Source organism: Bacillus sp. FSL M7-1345, from assembly GCF_038006985.1.
In the GTDB taxonomy this organism is placed as follows: Bacteria; Bacillota; Bacilli; order Bacillales; family Bacillaceae_G; genus Bacillus_A; species Bacillus_A cereus_U.
Genome location: NZ_JBBOWG010000001.1, coordinates 3,380,504 through 3,403,696, shown reverse-complemented (window position 1 = coordinate 3,403,696; position 23,193 = coordinate 3,380,504). Strand labels below are relative to the sequence as shown.

The following is a 23,193-nucleotide window of genomic DNA, read 5'->3' as shown; positions in this document are numbered from 1 at the left end:
GCTAATAATCAGTGGGGATGAACACCGCCCCACTGATTATAGTTTCACTTTATGAGCAGTATGCAAGTGAAAGAAACTTATAATAGATAAATTGTAACTGTTGTAAGAAAATAGCTTCACGTTATAGTATGGTAATAAAAAATGTAGTACATAGAAAGGGTAAGACATATGAGAATATTATTTGTTGGGGATGTAGTAGGATCTCCTGGTAGAGACATGATTCAACAGTACGTACCGGCTTTAAAGAAAAAATATACACCTACAGTAACAATTATTAATGGAGAAAATGCTGCGGGTGGACGTGGAATTACGGAAAAAATATATCGAAACTTTTTAGAGTGCGGGGCACAAGCGGTTACGCTTGGAAACCATGCTTGGGATAACCGTGAAGTATTTGAGTTTATTGATGATGCAAAATATCTTGCAAGACCAGCTAACTTCCCAGAAGGAACGCCGGGAAAAGGGCTTATCTTTGTAAATTGTAATGGAACAGAAGTTGCAGTTATTAACTTACAAGGACGTACTTTCCTTCCTCCAATCGATTGTCCATTCCGTAAAGTGGATGAGTTGATCAGCATTGCAAAAAAACGTACAAACATTATCTTTGTTGATTTTCATGCTGAAACAACAAGTGAGAAGCAGGCGTTAGGTTGGTACGTAGACGGTCGTGCTACAGCGGTAGTAGGTACACATACACACGTTCCTACAGCTGATAATCGTATTTTACCAAGCGGAACAGCTTATATTACAGATGTTGGTATGACAGGCCCATATGATGGGATTTTAGGTATGGATCGCGAAGCGGTATTGAAGAAGTTTTTAACGAACTTACCAGTACGTTTTGAAGTGACGAATGGTAGAACGCAATTAAGTGCAGTGTTAATTGATGTGGATCCTAATACAGGGAAAGCGAAGAAAATTGAGCGTATTTTAATTAATGATGACCAGCCGTTTTTTGATTGATTTTTAACGAAAAGTTAGAGAATTTTTTATATTTTAATTTTTTAGAAAAATTACAGGAATTTAGCAGGAATACGTGTCATTCCTCGTGAATATAAGTTAAAGTGAAATAATTGCTATTACTTTTTATAGAAACGAGGAGGAAACGCGGAATGGAAATATTAAAAGTTAAAGCAACGTCGGTCCCTAATTCTGTAGCTGGTGCACTTGCAGGTGTTATTCGCGAACGCGGAACAGCAGAAATTCAAGCTATTGGTGCAGGTGCATTGAACCAAGCGGTAAAGGCAGTAGCAATTGCAAGAGGATTTGTAGCGCCTAGCGGTTTGGACTTGATTTGTATCCCAGCGTTTACAGATATTATGATTGATGGTGAAGAGCGTACAGCAATAAAATTAATTGTAGAACCTCGTTAAGTTGAAACAACCTGTTTGCATGTATGCAAACAGGTTGTTTTTGTAATGGAGGAATGAAAATGAAAATTTTTGATGCGCATTGCGATGTACTCTTTCAGTTATGGAGTGCAAAGGGGAAAAAAGACTTTCAAAACGATTCACAATTACATATTACATTTGAACAATTAAAGAAAAGAAAAGGAAGTATACAATGCTTTGCTATATATGTACCAGAAACAGTAGCGTATGAAAATCGTTTTGAAGTTGCGCTGCAAATGATAGATATTTTTCATAATGAAATTTTATCGCTACCAGGAATGAAGTTTATTCAGACAAAAAACGATATTAACATGCTAAAACAGGACGAGATTGGAGCATTATTAACATTAGAAGGATGCGAAGCAATTGGAAAAGAAGCGATGAAATTACGTTTGTTTTATCGCTTAGGTGTACGTTCCTTTGGATTGACATGGAACTATGCCAATCTGTTAGCGGATGGAGCGCTAGAGGCACGTGGGGCAGGTTTAACTACATTTGGTAGACAGGTTGTACAAGAACTTAATACGTTACATTTATGGACGGATGTGTCTCACTTAAATGAAAGAAGCTTTTGGGATGTTATAGAAATTGCTGAAAACCCAATTGCATCTCACTCAAACTGTTATCAACTTTGTGGGCATCCACGCAATTTAACCGATGAACAAATAAGAGCTCTTATAAAGAAAAATAGCATTATTGGTATTACTTTCGTACCACAGTTTTTAACGAATGAAAGACAAGCGAATATAGCAGATATATTAAGGCATGTGGAATATATTTGTTCATTAGGTGGAGAAAAAAATATAGGGTTTGGTTCTGATTTTGATGGGATTTTAGAAACTGTTGTAGGTGTAGAAGCATATAGGGATTATGAAAATATAATTAACCAACTTTGTAAAAAGTATAGTGAATCAATGGTAGAGCATTTTTTGTATAAAAATTTTATTGACTGTATTACTTTCTGATTATTAATTTCTAAAAAATCAGAAAAAATAAATTTTACTCGCGGTAATTTATTGATTTTTTTAAGACCTAATACTAGAATGGTGAACGAAATAGCATTATACTAAAGATTAAGGGAAATCAGAAGAGGCATAATTTGCGTCCATTGTAGTTTATTTGCATAAAAAATGCTAAACTAATACTGTAAAAAAATACACTACAATGAATGCAGCCAAAAGGGGTGTAGGAGATGATTAGTCAACTTTCATGGAAAGTTGGAGGCCAACAAGGTGAAGGAATTGAAAGTACAGGGGAAATCTTCTGTATTGCATTAAACCGATTAGGATATTACCTATACGGTTACCGCCACTTCTCATCACGTATTAAAGGCGGCCATACAAATAATAAAATTCGTGTAAGTACAACAGAAGTACGCGCGATCTCAGATGATTTAGATATTTTAATTGCTTTTGATCAAGAAACAATTGATTTTAACTTCCACGAACTACGTCCGGGCGGAATTGTAGTTGCGGATGCGAAATTTAATCCAACAATACCTGATAATACAGATGTAAATCTATATGTGATACCGTTTACAGATATTGCTTCAGAGTTAGGCACATCATTAATGAAAAATATGGTTGCTGTTGGGGCATCTAGTTCGGTATTAGGGTTAGACGAAACAGCTTATTTAGAGGTTGTTGAAGAAATCTTTGGTCGTAAAGGGGAGCAAGTCGTTCAAAAGAATATGGAAGCAATTAAACGCGGCTCTCAATATATGAAAGAATTGCTTGGTGAGAAAGTAAACATGATGCAGCTTGAAAAAGCTGATGGTAAGAAACGCATGTTTATGATTGGAAACGACGCAATCGCATTTGGTGCGGTAGCTGGTGGTGCTCGCTTTATGTCCGCATACCCAATCACACCTGCATCTGAAATTATGGAATATTTAATTAAAAAGTTACCGAAAGTCGGCGGAACAGTAATCCAAACTGAGGATGAAATCGCAGCTTGTACAATGGCGATCGGTGCAAACTACGCTGGTGTTCGTACATTAACAGCATCTGCTGGTCCTGGTCTTTCATTAATGATGGAAGCAATTGGTTTAGCAGGTATTACTGAAACACCACTAGTTATCATTGATACACAACGTGGTGGTCCAAGTACGGGCTTACCAACAAAACAAGAGCAGTCTGACTTAATGGCTATGATTTACGGAACGCATGGTGAAATTCCAAAAATCGTAATGGCGCCAAGTACAGTTGAAGAAGCTTTCTATGATATTGTAGAAGCGTTTAACTTAGCAGAAGAATATCAAGTGCCTGTTATCTTCTTAACAGATCTACAGCTTTCTTTAGGAAAGCAAACAGTAGAACCACTTAAGTTAGATAAAGTTGAAATTCGTCGCGGTAAGCTTGATTTAGAAATAGAATTACCAGAACGTGAAAATAAAGCATACTTCAAGCGTTATGAAGTAACAGAAGATGGAGTTTCACCACGTGTTTTACCTGGTATGAAAAATGGTATTCACCATGTTACAGGTGTAGAACATGATGAAACGGGTAAACCATCTGAATCAGCGTTAAATCGTAAAGATCAAATGGACAAACGTTTCCGTAAAATGGCGAACTTGCAGTTTAATACCCCTATTTACAAAAATGCTAAGCATGATGACGCAGACGTATTGTTAGTTGGCTTTAACTCAACTCGTGGTGCGATCGAAGAGGCAATGCAGCGTTTGGAACAAGAAGGAATGAAAGTAAACCATGCCCATGTACGTTTAATTCATCCGTTCCCAACAGCTGAAATCGATCCACTTGTGAAAAAAGCGAAGCGTGTTGTAGTAGTAGAAAACAATGCAACTGGTCAGCTTGCTAACATTATGAAAATGAATCTTGGCAATGGTGAGAAAATTTCTAATCTTTTAAAATACGATGGAAATCCATTCTTGCCGAAAGAGATTTACAACGAATGTAAAAAAGGGGTTGTATTAAATGGCAACATTTAAGGACTTTCGTAACAGTGTAAAACCAAACTGGTGCCCAGGTTGCGGAGACTTCTCGGTGCAGGCTGCGATTCAGCGTGCGGCAGCTAACGTTGGTTTAAATCCAGATGAGCTAGCTGTTATTTCTGGTATCGGCTGTTCAGGTCGTATTTCAGGGTATATTAATTCATATGGTTTGCATAGTATTCACGGACGTGCTCTTCCGATTGCACAAGGTGTGAAAATGGCAAATCGTGATTTAACAGTTATTGCATCCGGTGGTGACGGTGATGGTTTTGCGATTGGTATGGGACATACGATCCATTCTATTCGTCGTAACATTGATATTACGTACATCGTAATGGATAACCAAATTTACGGATTAACAAAAGGTCAAACTTCACCACGTAGTGAAGCTGGATTTAAAACGAAAAGTACACCACAAGGTTCAATTGAACCATCACTAAATGTTATGGAAATGGCTTTAACAGCTGGTGCGACATTTGTGGCGCAAAGCTTTTCAAGTGATTTAAAAGAATTGACGCAAATTATTGAAGCTGGTATTAACCATAAAGGCTTTTCATTAATTAATGTATTTAGTCCATGTGTTACTTACAATAAAGTAAATACTTATGATTGGTTTAAAGAGAATTTAACGAAACTAAGTACAGTAGAAGGATATGATCCATCTAACCGCATGATGGCTATGCAAACATTAATGGAAAAGAACGGGTTAGTAACAGGTTTAATTTATCAAAATACAAAGCAGCCTTCTTACCAAGAGCTTGTAAAAGACTATAGTGAAAAGCCTTTAGTGCAAGCTGATTTAAATATGGATCAGAAAATGTTTGATGAGCTTGTTGCTGAATTTATGTAATGATCGGAGAGAAGGTTGCCACTTGGCAACCTTCTTTTTGAGTGAATAAAAATAATTAATAGATTTGTTTACTTAGAAAATTCAGAATGATAAAATAATATATAAATCGTTGTATAAAAATAGCATGTTCATTAACTGTGAAATGTAATATAGGATAAGGCTTCTTCTTCGTTAAAGTTGGCTAAAGGCTCTATACTATGATAATGTGTATAGGGATAAAGCAATATGCTTTTCAATAGGACAAGATGAAATAATAAAAGGGAATGTCTATTTGTGTGGGGAAGACTTCATTCTTACGGATGATTAGATCGATTACTCAAGTTTCAAAGGGCAAGTTATCTCTCAAGCTATCTAACATCATTGAGATGGGTCTAAGCGCATTAAAATGGACTACAGAGTGTGTATAGTTAAGGGTGAAAGGAGATTACCGATGAACGAGCAACAACGATTAGCAAGTCGACAAGCAAATTCCTCTACGAAAAAAGAAGAGAAAGATTATAGTAAATACTTTGAAAGTGTATACCAACCACCTTCCTTGAAATTGGCGAAAAAGCGTGGGAAAGAAGAAGTTAAAATTGAACGAGATTTTGGCTTACCTGAAGAGTTCCGCAATTTTGGCGCAGGAAGAAAGTTTTACATTCGTACATACGGCTGTCAAATGAATGAACATGATACAGAAGTAATGGCTGGGATTTTTACAACACTTGGATATGAGCCAACTTTTTCAACTGAAGAGGCAGATGTGATTTTATTAAATACTTGTGCAATTCGTGAAAATGCTGAAAATAAAGTGTTCGGTGAACTTGGTCATTTAAAATCATTAAAGCGAAGAAATCCGGATCTTTTAATTGGTGTATGTGGTTGTATGTCTCAAGAAGAATCTGTTGTAAATAAAATTATGCAAAAAAATCAGCATGTAGATATGGTGTTTGGTACACATAATATTCATAGATTACCGTATATCTTAAAGGACGCAATGTTCTCAAAAGAGACGGTAGTTGAAGTTTGGTCAAAAGAAGGGGATGTAATTGAAAACCTTCCGAAAGTACGTCGTGGTGATATTAAAGCTTGGGTAAATATTATGTATGGCTGTGATAAGTTCTGTACATATTGTATTGTACCGTATACACGCGGAAAAGAGCGCAGCAGACGTCCAGAAGATATTATTAAAGAAATTCGCCATTTAGCTGCGAACGGTTATAAAGAAATTACGTTACTTGGACAAAACGTAAACGCATACGGTAAAGACTTTGAAGATATACAATATGGTCTTGGCGATTTAATGGATGAACTTCGTAAAATCGATATCGCACGTATTCGTTTTACAACAAGCCATCCACGTGATTTTGATGATCATTTAATTGATGTTCTTGGAAAAGGTGGTAACCTAGTAGAACATATCCACTTACCAGTTCAATCTGGTAGTACAGATATGCTTAAAATTATGGCGCGTAAATATTCGCGAGAACACTATTTAGAGCTTGTACGAAAAATTAAAGAAACCATTCCGAATGCAGTACTAACGACTGATATTATCGTTGGTTTCCCAAATGAAACGGATGAGCAGTTTGAAGAGACGATGTCGTTATATCGTGAAGTAGGATTTGATACGGCATTTACATTTATTTATTCTCCGCGTGAAGGTACACCAGCTGCAAAAATGCAGGATAATGTGCCGATGGAAGTGAAGAAAGAGCGATTACAACGCTTAAATACACTAGTGAATGAATATGCAGTTAATAAGAATAAGCGCTATATAGGACAAATTGTAGAAGTATTAGTTGATGGAGAAAGTAAGAATAACCCTGAAGTACTTGCAGGATACACACGTACGAATAAACTTGTAAACTTTGTTGCTTCAAAATCTTTAATTGGTCAGCTTGTGAAAGTAAAAGTAACGGAAGCAAAAACTTGGTCTCTTAACGGGGAATTGGTTAAGGAACCGATTGAGGTGAAATAATAGATGAAAGTATATACGAAAGATGAAATTGTTGAGCAAGCGAAAGAATTAGCAAAAATGATCTCTGAAACAGAAGAAGTCGATTTTTTTAAGCGAGCAGAAGCACAAATTCATAAAAATGAAAATGTAAAGCGAGCAATTGATGAAATAAAAGCTTTGCAAAAACAAGCAGTAAACTTGCAACATTATGGGAAATGGGAAGCTTTGAAAAAAGTAGAAGCTGAAATTGATGCGCTTCAAGATAAGTTGGATAATATCCCAGTTGTACAGGAGTTTAAATCTTCACAAACATATGTAAATGACTTACTACAGTTAGTTGCTAGTACCATTTCTAACAATGTAACAGATGAAATATTAGTTTCAACTGGTGGCGATGTATTGAAGGGTGAAACTGGTGCAGCGGTAGAAAGTAAAAAAGGAAATTGTGGTTGTTAAAGAGATGTCTTATTGACATCTCTTTTTTTTAGTGAGTTATATTGTAAATTCTTCTCAAAAAAAAGAATGACACATTCCGCTATTGTCACGCATATGATTAAGTGAATAGTGATTGAGGAGGGTTACGAATGTCCGAATTTAGAGAGATTATTACAAAAGCAGTGGTTGGAAAAGGACGTAAGTATACAAAGTCAACGCATACATGTGAATCGAATAATGAGCCAACAAGTATTTTAGGGTGCTGGGTAATTAACCATTCGTACGAAGCGAGAAAGAATGGGAAACATGTGGAAATTGAAGGTTTCTATGATGTAAACACTTGGTATTCATTTGATGGAAACACAAAGACTGAAGTTGTAACAGAACGTGTTAACTACAATGATGAAGTAAGCATTGGTTATCGTGACAAAAACTTTTCTGGTGACGATTTAGAAATTATCGCTCGTGTAATTCAGCCGCCAAATTGTTTAGAAGCTCTTGTATCGCCAAATGGTAATAAAATTGTTGTGACGGTAGAACGTGAATTTGTAACAGAAGTAGTTGGGGAAACGAAAATTTGTGTAAGTGTAAATCCTGAAGGTTGCGTAGAATCAGACGAGGATTTCCAAGTCGATGATGATGAGTTTGAAGAATTAGATCCGAACTTTATCGTTGACGCAGAAGAAGAGTAAGAGAAAGCTAGGGAGAAGTTCTTCCTAGCTTTTTACAGTACATAAGTGGTGCTGAATGACCATGATTCCTTATGAAATGTGCTATAATGAGGAAAGACTCCTGGAATAGGAGATATGGGTGTCCGTGAAGTGTGACATATATGAATATAGATTATTATGTAAGAATTATGGAGGAAAGACATGACGCAATATACGCCTATGATACAGCAATACTTAAAGGTTAAGGCAGACTATCAAGATGCCTTTTTATTTTTCCGATTAGGTGATTTTTATGAAATGTTCTTTGAGGATGCGGTTAAAGCAGCTCATGAACTTGAAATTACATTAACGAGCCGAGATGGTGGTAGTAGTGATCGTATACCGATGTGCGGTGTACCGCATCATGCAGCTAAAAATTATATTGAACAACTTGTTGAAAAAGGATATAAAGTAGCTGTTTGTGAGCAAGTGGAAGATCCAAAAACAGCTAAAGGTGTAGTGCGCCGTGAAGTAGTACAACTAATTACGCCAGGAACGATGATGGAAGGGCGTACAATAGACGAGAAAGAGAATAACTTCTTAGCAGCATTAACACATTTCGAAGATGGATCTTATGCGCTAGCTTGCAATGACTTAACGACTGGACAAAATACAGTGACGTTGTTAACAGGTTCAGTAGAAGATATTTTATTAGAAGTGTATGCAACTGGTTCAAAAGAAATTGTTGTAGATTCTACATTTTCAAAAGATGAATTAAATAAATTAACTGAAACATTAAAAATGACGATTTCGTATGAAGATGCAACAACTATTCCAGAAGGATTAGAACATCTTGTGAAAAATGTTTCCCAAGCAAAATTAATTAAAGCAATTGGACGCTTATTTAACTATGTGATAAGAACACAAAAACGTTCGTTAGATCACTTGCAACCAGTAGAAATTTATTACACGAATCAATTTATGAAAATTGATGTGCATTCAAAACGCAATTTAGAGTTAACAGAGACTCTTCGCACGAAGGAAAAGACAGGCTCATTATTATGGCTATTAGACAAAACAAAAACGGCTATGGGTGGGCGTATGTTAAAACAGTGGATGGAACGTCCACTTATCCAGAAAGAAAAAGTTGAAGAGCGTTTAGAAATGGTTGAAACGTTTGTAAATGATTACTTTTTACGTGAAGATTTAAAAGAAAAGTTAAAAGAAGTATATGATTTAGAGCGTTTAGCAGGGAAAGTTGCATTTGGTAATGTAAATGCACGGGACTTATTACAGTTAAGACGTTCTTTACTGCAAGTACCAGCTATTTTAGAAGCGATTAGTCTTTTAGATAATGCTTATGCAGCAAGGTTAATTCAAGGTGCGGATCCGTGTGAGAGCTTAACTGAATTACTAGGAAGAAGTATTCAAGAAAACCCACCGCTTTCTATTAAAGATGGAGATATTATTAAAGACGGTTATAATGACAAGCTTGATCAATATCGTTACGTTAGTAAAAACGGAAAAACGTGGATTGCTGAGCTTGAAAAACGAGAGCGTGATATTACAGGGATTAAATCATTAAAAATTGGGTACAACCGTATTTTCGGCTACTATATTGAAGTGACGAAGGCGAATCTTGCAGCACTTCCAGAAGGGCGCTATGAGCGTAAACAAACACTTGCAAATGCAGAACGTTTCATAACAGATGAACTAAAAGAAAAAGAAACATTAATCTTAGAAGCAGAAGAGAAAATTGTACAATTAGAATACGATTTATTTACAGCACTTCGCGAAGAAGTAAAAGTATTCATACCGAAATTGCAACACTTAGCGAAAGTAATTAGTGAACTAGACGTACTGCAAAGCTTTGCGACAGTTAGTGAAGAAGAGCAGTTTGTAAAACCTGTTTTAACAACTAAGCGCGAAATCTTTATTAAAGATGGTCGTCATCCTGTCGTTGAAAAAGTATTGAACGGGAAATTGTATGTACCGAATGATTGTATTATGCCGGAGAAGATGGATGTCTTTTTAATTACAGGACCGAACATGTCTGGTAAAAGTACGTATATGAGACAATTAGCACTTGTTACTGTTATGTCACAAATTGGTTGCTTCGTACCAGCGACAGAAGCAGTATTACCTGTCTTCGATCAAATCTTTACGAGAATTGGTGCAGCGGATGATTTAATCTCAGGTCAAAGTACATTTATGGTTGAAATGTTAGAAGCGAAAAATGCAATTGCAAATGCATCAGAAAGAAGTTTAATTTTATTCGATGAAATTGGACGCGGTACATCTACGTATGATGGTATGGCACTTGCACAAGCAATCATTGAACATATTCATGACCAAATTGGTGCGAAAACATTATTCTCTACACATTATCATGAATTAACAGTGTTAGAAGAAAATTTAGACCAACTAAAGAATGTACATGTTTCAGCAATTGAAGAGAATGGAAAAGTAGTTTTCCTTCATAAAATTCAAGATGGAGCGGCTGATAAAAGTTACGGAATTCACGTTGCTCAACTTGCTGGGCTTCCAGATAGCTTAATCGCTCGCGCGAAAGAAGTGTTAGCACAACTAGAAGGACAGGAAGAAATTATTATTCCGAAACGAGTAGAAGTGAAAGTACAAGAAGTTGCTCCAGAACCAGTTGTTGTAAAAGAAGAACTGGCAAAAATACAAGAAGAGACAGACGAAGAATCACAACTATCTTTCTTTGGAGGAGAACAGTCTTCGAAAAAACAAGACAAGCCTGTGCTCGATCAAAAAGAAACGGCAGTACTTGCACAAATTAAAAAGATTGATTTACTCGATATGACGCCTTTAGAAGCGATGAACGAACTGTATCGTTTACAGAAAAAGTTAAAGAAAGGATGAGTAAGTAGATGGGGAAAATTCGCAAACTCGATGATCAACTCTCTAATTTAATTGCGGCAGGGGAAGTAGTAGAGCGCCCTGCCTCAGTTGTAAAAGAACTCGTGGAAAATTCCATCGATGCGAATAGTACATCTATTGAAATCCACTTAGAAGAAGCTGGGTTATCGAAAATTCGCATCATTGATAATGGAGATGGCATTGCAGAAGAAGATTGTATCGTTGCATTTGAACGCCACGCAACGAGCAAAATTAAAGATGAAAATGATCTATTTCGTATAAGAACGCTCGGTTTCCGCGGAGAGGCCCTGCCGAGTATTGCTTCTGTAAGTGAATTAGAATTAATCACAAGCACAGGTGATGCGCCTGGTACACACCTTATTATTAAAGGTGGAGACATTATAAGACAAGAGAAAACGGCGAGCCGAAAAGGAACAGATATTACAGTACAAAACTTATTCTTTAATACACCAGCGCGCCTTAAATATATGAAAACTATTCATACAGAGCTTGGGAACATTACAGATATCGTGTATCGTATTGCAATGTCTCATCCAGAAGTATCGTTAAAACTGTTTCATAATGAAAAGAAATTGCTTCATACATCAGGAAACGGTGATGTAAGACAAGTACTTGCATCGATTTACAGCATTCAAGTTGCGAAGAAGCTGATTCCGATTGAAGCTGAGTCTCTAGACTTTACCATTAAAGGTTATGTAACATTGCCAGAAGTAACGAGAGCGTCTCGTAACTATATGTCAACGATTGTAAACGGCCGTTACGTTCGAAATTTCGTATTAATGAAAGCAATTCAGCAAGGATATCATACGTTACTGCCAATCGGACGATACCCAATCGGCTTCTTATCAATTGAAATGGATCCAATGCTTGTTGATGTCAACGTACATCCAGCAAAATTAGAAGTTCGCTTTAGTAAAGAACAAGAATTGCTAAAACTTATCGAAGAAACATTGCAAGATGCATTCAAAAAAATACAGCTCATTCCAGATGCAGGAGTAACAACGAAGAAAAAAGAAAAAGACGAAAGTGTGCAAGGGCAGTTCCAGTTTGAGCATACAAAACCGAAAGAACCGCCAATGCCAAACATCGTTTTACCGACTGGAATGGATGAGAAACAAGAAGAAACAACGACTGTAAAACAGCCAGCGCAACTGTGGCAACCGCCGAAGCAAGAATGGCAGCCACCACAGTCGCTCGTAAGAGAAGAACAAAGTTGGCAGCCATCTACTAAACCGATAATTGAAGAACCAATTCGGGAAGAGAAATCATGGAACAGTAATGAAGAGGACTTTGAGTTAGAGGAATTGGAAGAAGAAGTTGGGGGAATAAAAGAGATTGAAATGAACGGGAATGACTTACCACCGCTTTATCCAATTGGACAAATGCACGGAACATATATTTTTGCTCAAAATGATAAAGGGTTATACATGATCGACCAGCACGCAGCGCAGGAGCGCATCAATTATGAATATTTCCGTGATAAAGTGGGACGAGTTACGCAAGAAGTGCAAGAGTTACTTGTACCGTACCGTATTGATTTATCTCTTACCGAATTTTTACGTGTCGAAGAGCAGTTAGAAGAATTAAAGAAAGTTGGACTATTTTTAGAGCAGTTTGGCCATCAATCCTTTATCGTCCGTTCGCACCCAACGTGGTTCCCGAAAGGGCAAGAAACAGAAATCATCGATGAAATGATGGAGCAAGTTGTCAAACTAAAAAAAGTAGATATTAAAAAACTACGAGAAGAAGCAGCCATCATGATGAGCTGTAAAGCTTCCATAAAAGCAAATCAATATTTAACGAACGATCAAATATTTGCTTTACTTGAAGAGCTGCGCACAACAACAAATCCATACACATGCCCGCACGGGAGACCGATTCTTGTGCATCATTCTACTTATGAGTTGGAGAAGATGTTTAAGAGGGTTATGTAGGGATACTGTGTGGAGGGGAAAATTAATTAGACTGGGGAAAAATTAAATAGACTAGGGAAAAATTAATTAGACTAATAGAAAATTAATAAACATGGTGATTTTTTGGGTTATTATTTCAATAAAATCATGAGGTTGGTATGTGAAAGGGGGCAACAATAACAAGTTGCTCCTTTTTTTAATAATTCTATGAACAACATTAATAACTTTTCATTGTAACCTTTTAGCATATTCTTCGAATACCGATTTGGATATAAGGCGTTTAGCATTTCATAGGGGCTACCATTCCAATATCTTTTTAAAGGTGTGCATAATTTATGTTTAACCAACCATCTTCGGGTAAATATACGTAACAATTGCTCTTCTGTTAGTCTTTCCTTTTCTTCTATCGTCCATTTCAGTGCTTCTAACGCTCGCTTCTTATTCCAAAATCCAGTAGGTGTAAATTTAAATTCCCATTCTTTAAATTGATTCGGATATAGGGAATGCAACATTGCATAAGGGCTACCATTCCAGTACATAACTAAGGGGGCACTCAGTTTGTTATGTTTTATCCATTTTTTACTGTATACTTTTAATAATTCTTCCCTTGTTAATTGCTCTTTTTCCTCGATTGTCCATTTTAATATTTCAATGGCTTTTTCTTTTGTCCAAAAATTTAAGGGAGCCATAGCCAATTCCCATTCTTTAAATTGATTCGGGTATAAATCCTCAATCATTTTATAGGGACTATTGTTATAGCAATGTTTAAGTGCACCACGTAGTTTGTACTTTACAATTAATGGTGTATTCCATTTCAATTTAATATCTTCTTTGTTCCACATTAAAATTGTTTCAATTAAATATTTTGTTACCCTTCTAGACAGTTCTCCATTTTTATCTTCTTTCCATGTATTAGCTGGGAACCTACTTCTTTTTCCCTCTAAAATTTCTTGATATATATCCTCTATTGCAATTGCGTTCATTTTCATTTTAAAATTCAACCTTACCTAAATCTATAAAAATTCCAATTGTATTATCACTGGTTGTTAAAATATAATGAAATTTATTAAATTATATTAAATATTAATTTAGTTTAGTTTAATGTAGTTTAATAAAAATTAATAGTTAAATTATATTAAACTTTTTCAAAATATCAAATAGTAAAATTTATATCTTAAAACAAATTCGTTATAATTTGTGAATGTTTCGGGCTATTTTGTTCGAACTTCTTTTTTCTGAATATCACTATCTCACATTCACCAATTTAGGATTTTAATGAAAAACAATATATTTTTCATCATTTTTTACCGTTGAGAAAACTTTATTGAATTGGTAAGCAATGTATAACTATAGGTAAGGAAGAGGGACATCTAAAGCATGCTCAACATAAATATGAACCTTGACATGTCAGTAAGTGTATTGTAGATTAAGTTAATGACTTAAACCATTAACCATATAACGTTAGAGGGAAATAGTTACAGTAGATCTGGAGTTCTGCATTTGTACATGTTATAGAGTTATCTAAAATGTCATTTCAGATGGAACATATACTTTTAGTGACCTGTACAGTACAAGTAATCGAGACTTTAAACTATTTGCAGAGCACCTGTTTTAAATTCGTATCTTGACAAGTTAATGGGGGTATAGTAGATTTGGTTAGTGACTTAAACCATTAACCATATAACGAATGAAGGAAGTGGTAATAAAGGTATATATTCTCTGTATTTGTACAGGTAATAGAGTTAAATCAAATATCATTTCATTTAGAATATAAACTCTTATTGATCTAAACAATATAAGCAATTAAAACTTCAAACTACTTGTAGAGCACCTAAATCCAATGAGCGTCTTGACAAGTTGATGGGGTTATTGTAGATTTGGTTAGTGACTCAAATCATTAACCATATAACAATGGGGGAAGGAAGTGCTCATGAGAACTGAGAAACCCGTATTTGCACAGGTTGCAGAGATGATTGAAAATGATATTTTATCTGGTACATATAACCCGGATGACTTAATTATTTCAACCACTCAGATTTCTAAGCTTCTCTCAGTAAACCCAACTACATCGGTAAAGGCTGTTAAGATTCTCGCAGATAAAGGGGTGCTCTATAAAAAGCGAGGAATTGGAATGGCAGTAACCAATGAGGCAAAGAAAATCATATTGGACGAGCGAAAAAAAGAGCTGTTAGATACGATACGACAATCGATGAAAATTGGTATATCACGAGAGGAAATAATTAAATTAGTAATGGAGGAAAACGATGATTAATTTATTCAATGTAACTAAAGATTATGGAAAAAATGAAGGGTTGCGGAATTTCTCCGTAACCTTGGATTCACCTGGTATTTACTGTTTGCTAGGTAAAAATGGGGCAGGAAAAACTACCTTTCTCAAATTAATTGCGGGTCACCATAATGCTAGTGCTGGTGAAGTCAGAGTTGAGGGGAACCTCGTAAATATGATGCGTATGCCAGAGCAAGTATATTTTGTTCCTAGTGATGCAGAACATTTTAATATGCGTATCAGGGACTTATTCAAGACTGCAAAAGAATTGCACAGTCAATTTGATCTCAATTTCGCAATTGAAATTGCGGAAAAATTCAAACTGGATTTAAACAAAAAGTATGAACAAACATCATTTGGAATGAAGGTTATGGTCAACACAATCCTTGGAATGGCTAGTAACAAGGCTGTAATTATTCTAGATGAACCAGTTTTAGGGTTTGATGCTATTACACGTAATAGTTTTTACGATTTATTACAAGTATGCAACGAACAGAAACCAAAAATTATTATTGTGTCCACACACTTAATTGATGAAATTTCTAAAGTTGCAGAAAAGCTTCTTATCATTGATAAAGGAGAACTGAAATTATATGCAGATACCACTGATATTGATGAGATGGCTTATTCTGTAACAGGTCCAGTTGATATCGTCGAACAGGTAACGAAAGGTCTAAATATTATTGGTAAAAAGAACGTGGGTGGATTTGTATCACAATACATTTTTGACAAACCAATTGAGGATACAGATACAGTAATGATATCACCTTTGGGCTTACAAGATTTCTTCATCAGTCTTGTTGAAGAAGAATAAAAAGAATTTGATTGTGAAAATATAAAATTAGGAGGACTTAAGATGAATGCACTTGCTGTAGCAAAGCTAAATTTTAAGAAAGTAAAATTATCGTACGTTATTTTTATCGCAGCGATTGTCTTACAAATAATTAGTTACGTAATCAATGATTTATTAGGAACAACAAATAAAGGACAATTTTATTTAAGTTTTAGTTTTTACTCTTATATCATAATTTTAATGAGTGCGGTGCTCATTCCTGCTAAGAATTTCCGGAAAATTATGAATCTTAATGTAAAAAAGCTGGATTATATGAGAGGGATCCTTATAAATTATATTGGTTTCGCCCTTGTTATTTCGCTATTTACAGCGCTTTGCTATCTTTGTTTAGATAAACTATTACCTGTAGGTAATAATGGATTTGTAGCCAATCCATTTGGTGTTTTTGGTTGGGATAAAAATGGAGTTAGTATTGCCTTCATTCGTCAATTTGTATTTATGCTGATGGTTGCTTTGATTGTTCATACATTAACTACAATCCAAGGTACTTGGTATGGTTGGCTTACAGATATTATCATTGTAGCTATCATTTGTGTATTTACACCTATTGCTGCACTTCGAAAAGTATTAGGCTTGATATTTGAAACACTAATCTTTACTCCTAACGCAGTTATTCAAATAATAAGTTGTATTGTAGTATCTGTCATTGTCTATATATTATGTGTTTTGGTCGTAAGTCGGAAGAAGATTTAAATATTAATAAGTTATCATTTACTAAAGGATAGAGGCAGTAAAGGTGAAATGAGCATCCGTTATATTTTGCTGAGTATAAGTAAAATAGGACAGGATAGAAAATAAAAATACCCATCTTAACTATTATAGGCCGCTTTATACGCGTTGAAATTACTAACTAGAGATTTAGTGGAGGGATTATTATGTTTAAGTTTACCAAGCCTATTGTGGCAAGTGCAATAATAATTTCACTTGCAGCTTGTGGTACAACGCCTGAAAAGCCGGATAAGAATTGACAGAACCAAAATGTTACGCAAGGCACAAAAAATTTTGATGAGAAGGATTTAAAAATAAAAAGTGCAGCCTATTTAGAGCAATTTCAGAAAAATGATTTTGATCAACTTTATAAAAATGTAACTCATGAAATGAATAGTAAATTACCTAAGGATGAGTTTGCCTCTAAATGGAATGCTTTAATATCTCAATTAGGACCTGCTCTAGATACAGAATCAGAAGTATTTAGTTCGAAAGATAAAAATGGAAAAGTGTCCATTACCACAGTACATCGTAAAAAAAATTTGCAAACTACTTTTGTATATACAAAAGATGGGAAGGTAACCGACGTTCAAACTCAACTACAACCACTTATAGTTAAACCGGAGAAAGGGAAAAAATAGGAATAATCTTCGATTAAAGTTGGTTACAATGAAAAAAAATTGAATGGGTTGTTAACTCTTCCGAAAGGAGTAGAAAAGCCGCCGGTTGCAATTTTGCTTCAGGGGTCTGGTCCCAATAATATGGATTCTATCATTGGCACGGGTCTTAATCGTCCTTTTGCGGATATTGCACACGGTCTTGCAGAAAATGGAATTGCTTCTATCCGCTATGACAAGCGCTCTTATGCATATCCAAATGATGTCTCTGACGTAGAAACAGAATATTTGTATGATGCTAAAGAGGCTGTGCGACTTGCTAAAGAAGATAAAAGAGTAGATAGTAACAGAATTTATCTAATTGGACACAGTCAAGGTGGCCTATTGGGACCAAAAATAGCACAGGATAATCCAGAAATAAAAGGTTTTGTCTCAATGGCTGGTACCTTACGTCGTTTAGAGGATATAGTGTTGACACAGACTACATTGCGATTAGAACAAGAAAATCTATCGAACGAGCGTAAAAAAGAAGAACTGGACAATACAAAAGCGGGAGTAGATAAAATTAAAAAACTCAACTCCTCTGATAAGACAGAAGTTATACTTGGTTATCCGGCTAGCTATTGGAATAGTTTGAATAAAATTGATGGAGCAAGCATTGTTAAAAATCTTAGTATTCCAATGTTCATTATACAAGGTACAACTGATTTTCATGTCTTAGAAAAAGTAGATTATAAACTGTGGCAGGAAACACTTGAGGATAAAGACAATGTTAGTTTCAAGGTGTATCCAGGACTGAGTCATTTGTTTATGCCAGGCGGTTCCGCAGATAAATTTGATGGTAGTATTTACAACAAACCAGCTCATGTAGATTCTCAAGTAATAAAGGATGTCTCAGGATGGATTAACGCTCAACATTAATTAAGTTAAAATGAGAGCGAAATATTATTCTCTTGCAAAGAAAAGTATGGATTCGGTCAAAATATAAATATTTTGGCCGAATTCCTAAGGTAAAGATTTATTCATTAAATCTTGAAATCGTAAAAATGAAGATTAAATTATGTATTTATTTAGAAAGTGGTGTTACAAATCATGAAAAAAGTTTTTAAAAATGTCTTACCTGTCACTGTAGTTGTTAGCTCAGTACTAATTTTTACTTCTGCATGTACAAATGATGCTAGTTCTGATAAGAAAAATAGTTCAATAAAATATGAGGAAAAGAGCTATTCAATAGAAGCAGATAAGATTTCCCAAATATCTCTAGCTGCAATGGATCGAAGTGTCGATGTGGTAAAATCAAACGATAACGAGATTCATATTACGTATTTTGATAATGATAAAGAATCCTATGCGATAAATGTTTCAGATGAAAAGAGTTTAATTATGCAAGCCAATACCGATAAAGAATTGAAAGACTATGTGGGCCTTAATTCCGATAAAACACATAGAAATATAAAGATATCAGTTCCGCGTGGTATTGAAAGTGGTATTGAAATAAAAACATCTAAAGGGGATATTAATCTTTCAGAAGTAAATATATCTGGTACTATCGATGCAATAACTTCAAATGGAAAAATAAAAGCTTCTAATGTAGAAATTGAGAAAAGATTCAAATTGGAAACCAAAAATGACGATATAAATCTATCCAATGTTAAGGTGAAAGGTTCCGTTGATGCAACAGTTTCAAATGGTAACCTAGATATAGAAAAAGTTGCAATTGAAGATACATTAAAATTAAAATCGAAAAATGGTGGTATAAATGGAACTATAGTAGGATCGTATGATGTATTTAGTATTTCGAGCCAAGCTTCTAAAGGTAAAAACAATCTGCCAGAAAATAAAAGTGGTGGTGATAAAAAATTAGATATCAATGCTAATAATGGAGACATAGACCTTAAATTTGTTCGTTAATTTTAAAATTAATAAATAAATTTCTAGGTATCTTAGGATAAATATGCACAAAGAAAACAATGTTATTTAATTTGAATTTTAAAACTTCATAACTTCATAACTTCATAACCCTTTACCCATTTTGATCAACCTTTTTCAAAATGGGTGGGTTTGTATCGCAGTACGTTTGTGACAAGCAAATTGAGGATACAGGGTACAGACACGGTAATTATTTCACCGTTGGGTCTACAAGATTTTTTCATTCGTCTTGTTGGAGAAGAATAAAGAGACCTTGTTTGTGAAAATATAAAACTAGGAGGAATCAAGATGAATGTACTTACTGTATGTATTTTTATACTATCATTACTTATAGTATATATTCATTGAATAAAAACTGTTAGATTCTTTCTTTATGCAAAGGAGTTAACGATGAACGTAGAGTGGTACAAACTAGATAATGCCGGAAAGCTATATGCTTCAACTGTTACATCGAGAGTTTCTATGGTTTTTAGACTCTCAGTTAACCTTAAAAGCATGGTTAATCCTGAAGTTTTACAATGGGCTATTGAACAAACTTTAGAACAACTCCCTCTATTTAAAGTAATCGTAAAGAAGGGGATTTTCTGGAATTATTTTAAAAAAACGAATGAAATTCCTATTGCTTCAATAGAGCATTACTATCCTTGTTCTAATCTGTTTTTTACCAGTCATAATACATTCCCTTATCGCATTCTGTATTATAACAGAAGGATATCTTTTGAAGTTTCGCATATGCTGACAGACGGTACGGGAGCTCTAGAATTTTTGAAACTCTTGGTGACTTATTATGTAATGAGAAAAGAATCTCTTGATTTGCAAATGGAAATGAAAAATAGTATTAACTTAGAGTTTGAAGATTCTTTTGCTACATATTACGAAGAAAATGTACCAAGCTGGCAAGAAGGTCTTGATTATGCATACAAACTCCCATTTAAGTTTGATAAGAAGGGAATATATCATATTACTACAGGAGAAATCGATATAAGAGAAATTAAACAGTTAGCTAAATCTCAAGGTATAAGCATTACTACTTATTTAATATCTAAATACATAGAGGTATTAATCGAAATTCAAGATGAGCTAGCAGCTAAGCCTAAACCTATCACCATAAATATACCTGTTAACTTACGGAACTTTTTTGAAAGTCAAACACTTCGCAATTTCTTTGTTAGTATACCCATAACAATTGATCCTCGGCTAGGAGAATACACATTTCATGAGATTGTACAGAAGGTTCAAATAGAATTTAAACGATATTTAAACAGCAAACAATTGAAACCACTTATTGCTAGAAATGTTCGTGGAGAAAGAAATGTTTTGCTACGACTTTTGCCACTTACTATTAAGGACCAATTGGCACCTATTATACATTCAAAATTTGGAGAAAGCTTGTATACAAGCTCTATCTCTAATTTAGGGGTAGTATCTCTGAATAAGGACATAGAACCTTTTATTGAGCGATTTGAATTCTATCCACCCCCCAGTGTAGGTAATAAAATAAAAGCCGGAGTTATTAGTTATGGTTCTTACATGTATATTACTTTCGGAAATATATCTGATATTCAAATTGTGGAACGGGAGTTCTTTAGAAAACTAAAAAAAGATGGTATTAATGTGAAAATAGAATCTAATAGGAGAGGATATTAGTGGCATATTGTCCAAAGTGCGGTATTCAGGTAGAGAGGGACCAAATACCTTGCCCATTATGCTTTACCTATATTCCTAAGGTCTCGAGCGATAAACAGCTTCTTAAAGAAAATGGTTTTCCACACTATTACAGTATGTATGAAAATGTAAGAGATAATGTACTAAAACTAACTTTTCGTATCTTTAGCGTAGTGGCTCTTTTAGCTCTTTTCATTCCTACATTAATTAATTTTATATTAGCTAACACTTTAACATGGTCTCTATATAGTAGCAGTTCAGTCATTTCTTTTTGGATTGTAATTTATGTTTTTTCTAAGAAAGTTAAAAGGAAAGCTCTTATATTAAATATTACAACTATATGTTTATTACTTGCATTAGATATAGCTGATAAACAAATAAATTGGTCTGTTACTATAGCAATTCCTATATTTTTAATGTGTGTTACTTTAATCTGGCTGAACAGAATGTTTTATAAAAAGAACAAAAAAAGATGGCTTGCTTTTGCGGGAGTAATTACAATATCTGTATTTGTTTTGACAGCATGGATCAGTTTTATATTAGGACAATATAGTAACCGTCCCTATACCTTTTCAAGGTCTCTTGAGGATATGAAAGTCTTTTTATCTATTGGTGCCGTATGTCTAATTCTTTCCTATGGTTTTCCAAACAAATGGAAAGAAATATTGAAAAGGAAATTTCATTTTTAACTTTTAAAACAATTGTCTATTTTTATCCCGTAAAATAAGTACATCTCTAATAACAAGTAAAGGTAGTAGTCATAGGTATTTTACAAGTGCTCATTTAATAATGTAGCGCTTGTTTTTTCTTCTTGATCAATAAAAAATCTACCATTTATAATTTTTTTATTAAGTAAGATAAAGATGAATTCCGATTCTTAAAATCCGGATATTAAGTTAATAAGGAGGGTGAAATGTCATATATATTAAAAATATATCAACTTACAAAATCGTTTGAAGACAGTGAGGTTGTTTCTGGGGTTAATATACATGTGAAAAAAGGGGAAATCTACGGATTATTAGGACCAAACGGTGCTGGTAAAACAACGATTATGAGAATGATCATGAATTTAATCAAACCGAAAAGTGGTGAGATTGAAATTTTTGGTGAGAAATTAACGAATAGATCATTTAAATTGCTAAAACGTATGAGGATGATTAATGAATATCCTATTTTCTATGAAGAACTAACAGCTCAAGAGAATCTCTACTTACATTGCGAGTACATGGGCTATTACGATAAAAATAGCATTAATCATGCGTTAGACCTTGTGAAATTAAATAATATCGAGAATAAAAAAGTTAAAGATTTTTCCCTTGGAATGAAAAAGAGGTTAGGAATTGCCAGAGCAATTACGACAAAGCCAGAACTGTTGGTTTTAGATGAACCTTTCAATGGGTTAGATTCTACTGGCGTTAAAGTGTTAAAAAATTTATTTAAAATGCTTTGTAAAGAATATGGCATTACTTTATTAATTTCCAGCCATATTTTAGCGGAATTGGAACAAATATCAGATACTATTGGTATCATTCAAAGCGGGAAGCTACTAGAAGAAGTTTCAGTGAAGAATATCAAAGAAGAACGGACAGAGTATATTGAGGTGATAGCTCAGGAGGTTAAAAAAGCAGTGTTCATTTTAGATTATAAACTAGGCTTAATAAATTATAAAATCATGAACGAACGGACAATTCGTATTTATGAAATGAAAGAAAAGCAGCAAGAAATTTTAAGAGCACTTATTATGAGTGAAATTAAGATTGAAAGCATTAACAAAAGGTACAGTTCATTGGAGGAATCCCTCTTAAACATAATGAATGAAGAAGGGATTATTTCTTAATCTGTTGGGACTAGAAATGGGATTGTTACCCCATATAGTAGAAACAATAACTGAAAGAAAAAGGGTATGTAAAAATAAAATAGTCTGACTACATGTATACTGTAGTCAGACTATTTTATTTTTATTTATAACTGTTTAAATACTTAATGTTATAAGTAATTCATCTCTAGTCTAGGGCAGATTTAATGTATCTATGTATAAAAAAGCGCTGTATATCAGCACTTTTTAAAAGGTACGTGAATTGCATAATAAAGATTTACAC

General features: G+C 34.5%; 20 protein-coding genes. 19 read left to right on the top strand and 1 reads right to left on the bottom strand.

Annotated features, from left to right (window positions below; translation table 11 throughout):
- Window positions 1–168 precede the first annotated feature (168 nt).
- From MHB76_RS17710 to mutL, 10 genes are all read left to right on the top strand, one after another.
- On the top strand, window positions 169–963 hold the full coding sequence (locus MHB76_RS17710) for a TIGR00282 family metallophosphoesterase (protein ID WP_002014601.1): 795 nt from the start codon (window positions 169–171) through the stop codon (window positions 961–963).
- 149 nt (window positions 964–1,112) lie between these two features.
- Entirely contained in the window at window positions 1,113–1,373 is a 261-nt protein-coding gene (gene spoVS / locus MHB76_RS17705; RefSeq protein ID WP_000404341.1) for a stage V sporulation protein SpoVS, read from the top strand.
- A 59-nt stretch (window positions 1,374–1,432) separates the two neighbouring features.
- Window positions 1,433–2,356: a dipeptidase gene (locus MHB76_RS17700; protein WP_002160763.1), complete on the top strand. Its 924-nt coding sequence runs from the start codon at window positions 1,433–1,435 to the stop codon at window positions 2,354–2,356.
- A 227-nt stretch (window positions 2,357–2,583) separates the two neighbouring features.
- A complete protein-coding gene (locus tag MHB76_RS17695) occupies window positions 2,584–4,341 on the top strand; it encodes a 2-oxoacid:acceptor oxidoreductase subunit alpha (protein ID WP_002160764.1) in 1,758 nt (585 codons plus the stop codon).
- Complete coding sequence (locus MHB76_RS17690) at window positions 4,328–5,194, top strand: 2-oxoacid:ferredoxin oxidoreductase subunit beta (protein ID WP_002088040.1); 867 nt, start codon at window positions 4,328–4,330, stop codon at window positions 5,192–5,194. Before MHB76_RS17695 ends, MHB76_RS17690 begins: the two co-directional genes overlap by 14 nt.
- 430 nt (window positions 5,195–5,624) lie before the next feature.
- Complete coding sequence (gene miaB / locus MHB76_RS17685) at window positions 5,625–7,154, top strand: tRNA (N6-isopentenyl adenosine(37)-C2)-methylthiotransferase MiaB (protein ID WP_016100344.1); 1,530 nt, start codon at window positions 5,625–5,627, stop codon at window positions 7,152–7,154.
- Window positions 7,155–7,157: 3 nt separating this feature from the next.
- On the top strand, window positions 7,158–7,589 hold the full coding sequence (locus MHB76_RS17680; RefSeq protein ID WP_002033698.1) for a RicAFT regulatory complex protein RicA family protein: 432 nt from the start codon (window positions 7,158–7,160) through the stop codon (window positions 7,587–7,589).
- A 128-nt stretch (window positions 7,590–7,717) separates the two neighbouring features.
- Window positions 7,718–8,260 (top strand): outer spore coat protein CotE, encoded by a 543-nt coding sequence (cotE, locus tag MHB76_RS17675; protein ID WP_002014610.1) that lies wholly within the window; start codon window positions 7,718–7,720, stop codon window positions 8,258–8,260.
- A gap of 180 nt (window positions 8,261–8,440) precedes the next feature.
- Entirely contained in the window at window positions 8,441–11,104 is a 2,664-nt protein-coding gene (gene mutS, locus MHB76_RS17670) for a DNA mismatch repair protein MutS (protein ID WP_078172941.1), read from the top strand.
- An 8-nt stretch (window positions 11,105–11,112) separates the two neighbouring features.
- On the top strand, window positions 11,113–13,056 hold the full coding sequence (gene mutL / locus MHB76_RS17665; RefSeq protein WP_078172942.1) for a DNA mismatch repair endonuclease MutL: 1,944 nt from the start codon (window positions 11,113–11,115) through the stop codon (window positions 13,054–13,056).
- Between the two features lie 110 nt (window positions 13,057–13,166).
- Here mutL and MHB76_RS17660 read toward each other — a convergent pair whose 3' ends face one another.
- Window positions 13,167–14,024 carry a DUF4046 domain-containing protein gene (locus MHB76_RS17660; RefSeq protein WP_254866001.1) on the bottom strand — a complete coding sequence of 286 codons (858 nt, stop codon included), beginning with the start codon at window positions 14,022–14,024 and terminating at the stop codon, window positions 13,167–13,169.
- A 941-nt stretch (window positions 14,025–14,965) separates the two neighbouring features.
- Here MHB76_RS17660 and MHB76_RS17655 point away from each other — a divergent pair.
- The 9 genes from MHB76_RS17655 (at window position 14,966) to MHB76_RS17615 (ending at window position 22,931) form a co-directional block, all read left to right on the top strand.
- Window positions 14,966–15,307 (top strand): GntR family transcriptional regulator, encoded by a 342-nt coding sequence (locus MHB76_RS17655; protein ID WP_002160770.1) that lies wholly within the window; start codon window positions 14,966–14,968, stop codon window positions 15,305–15,307.
- Window positions 15,300–16,136 (top strand): ATP-binding cassette domain-containing protein, encoded by an 837-nt coding sequence (locus tag MHB76_RS17650; protein ID WP_078172943.1) that lies wholly within the window; start codon window positions 15,300–15,302, stop codon window positions 16,134–16,136. The genes MHB76_RS17655 and MHB76_RS17650 overlap by 8 nt, the downstream gene beginning before the upstream one ends.
- A 42-nt stretch (window positions 16,137–16,178) precedes the next feature.
- The gene (locus MHB76_RS17645) at window positions 16,179–16,868 is read left to right on the top strand and encodes a hypothetical protein (RefSeq protein ID WP_063219725.1); all 690 of its coding nucleotides are present in this window, start codon (window positions 16,179–16,181) and stop codon (window positions 16,866–16,868) included.
- A 329-nt stretch (window positions 16,869–17,197) separates the two neighbouring features.
- Entirely contained in the window at window positions 17,198–17,524 is a 327-nt protein-coding gene (locus MHB76_RS17640; protein ID WP_340988208.1) for a DUF3887 domain-containing protein, read from the top strand.
- A 120-nt stretch (window positions 17,525–17,644) separates the two neighbouring features.
- Window positions 17,645–18,421, top strand: a complete 777-nt coding sequence (locus MHB76_RS17635; protein ID WP_234921127.1) for an alpha/beta hydrolase family protein — start codon at window positions 17,645–17,647, stop codon at window positions 18,419–18,421.
- Between the two features lie 171 nt (window positions 18,422–18,592).
- Window positions 18,593–19,411 (top strand): DUF4097 family beta strand repeat-containing protein, encoded by an 819-nt coding sequence (locus MHB76_RS17630; protein WP_078172944.1) that lies wholly within the window; start codon window positions 18,593–18,595, stop codon window positions 19,409–19,411.
- A gap of 408 nt (window positions 19,412–19,819) precedes the next feature.
- Complete coding sequence (locus MHB76_RS17625; RefSeq protein WP_078172945.1) at window positions 19,820–21,076, top strand: alcohol acetyltransferase; 1,257 nt, start codon at window positions 19,820–19,822, stop codon at window positions 21,074–21,076.
- Window positions 21,076–21,783 carry a DUF6320 domain-containing protein gene (locus MHB76_RS17620; RefSeq protein WP_078172946.1) on the top strand — a complete coding sequence of 236 codons (708 nt, stop codon included), beginning with the start codon at window positions 21,076–21,078 and terminating at the stop codon, window positions 21,781–21,783. Before MHB76_RS17625 ends, MHB76_RS17620 begins: the two co-directional genes overlap by 1 nt.
- A gap of 224 nt (window positions 21,784–22,007) precedes the next feature.
- Window positions 22,008–22,931 carry an ATP-binding cassette domain-containing protein gene (locus MHB76_RS17615; protein WP_002160778.1) on the top strand — a complete coding sequence of 308 codons (924 nt, stop codon included), beginning with the start codon at window positions 22,008–22,010 and terminating at the stop codon, window positions 22,929–22,931.
- The last annotated feature ends 262 nt before the right edge of the window (window positions 22,932–23,193 follow it).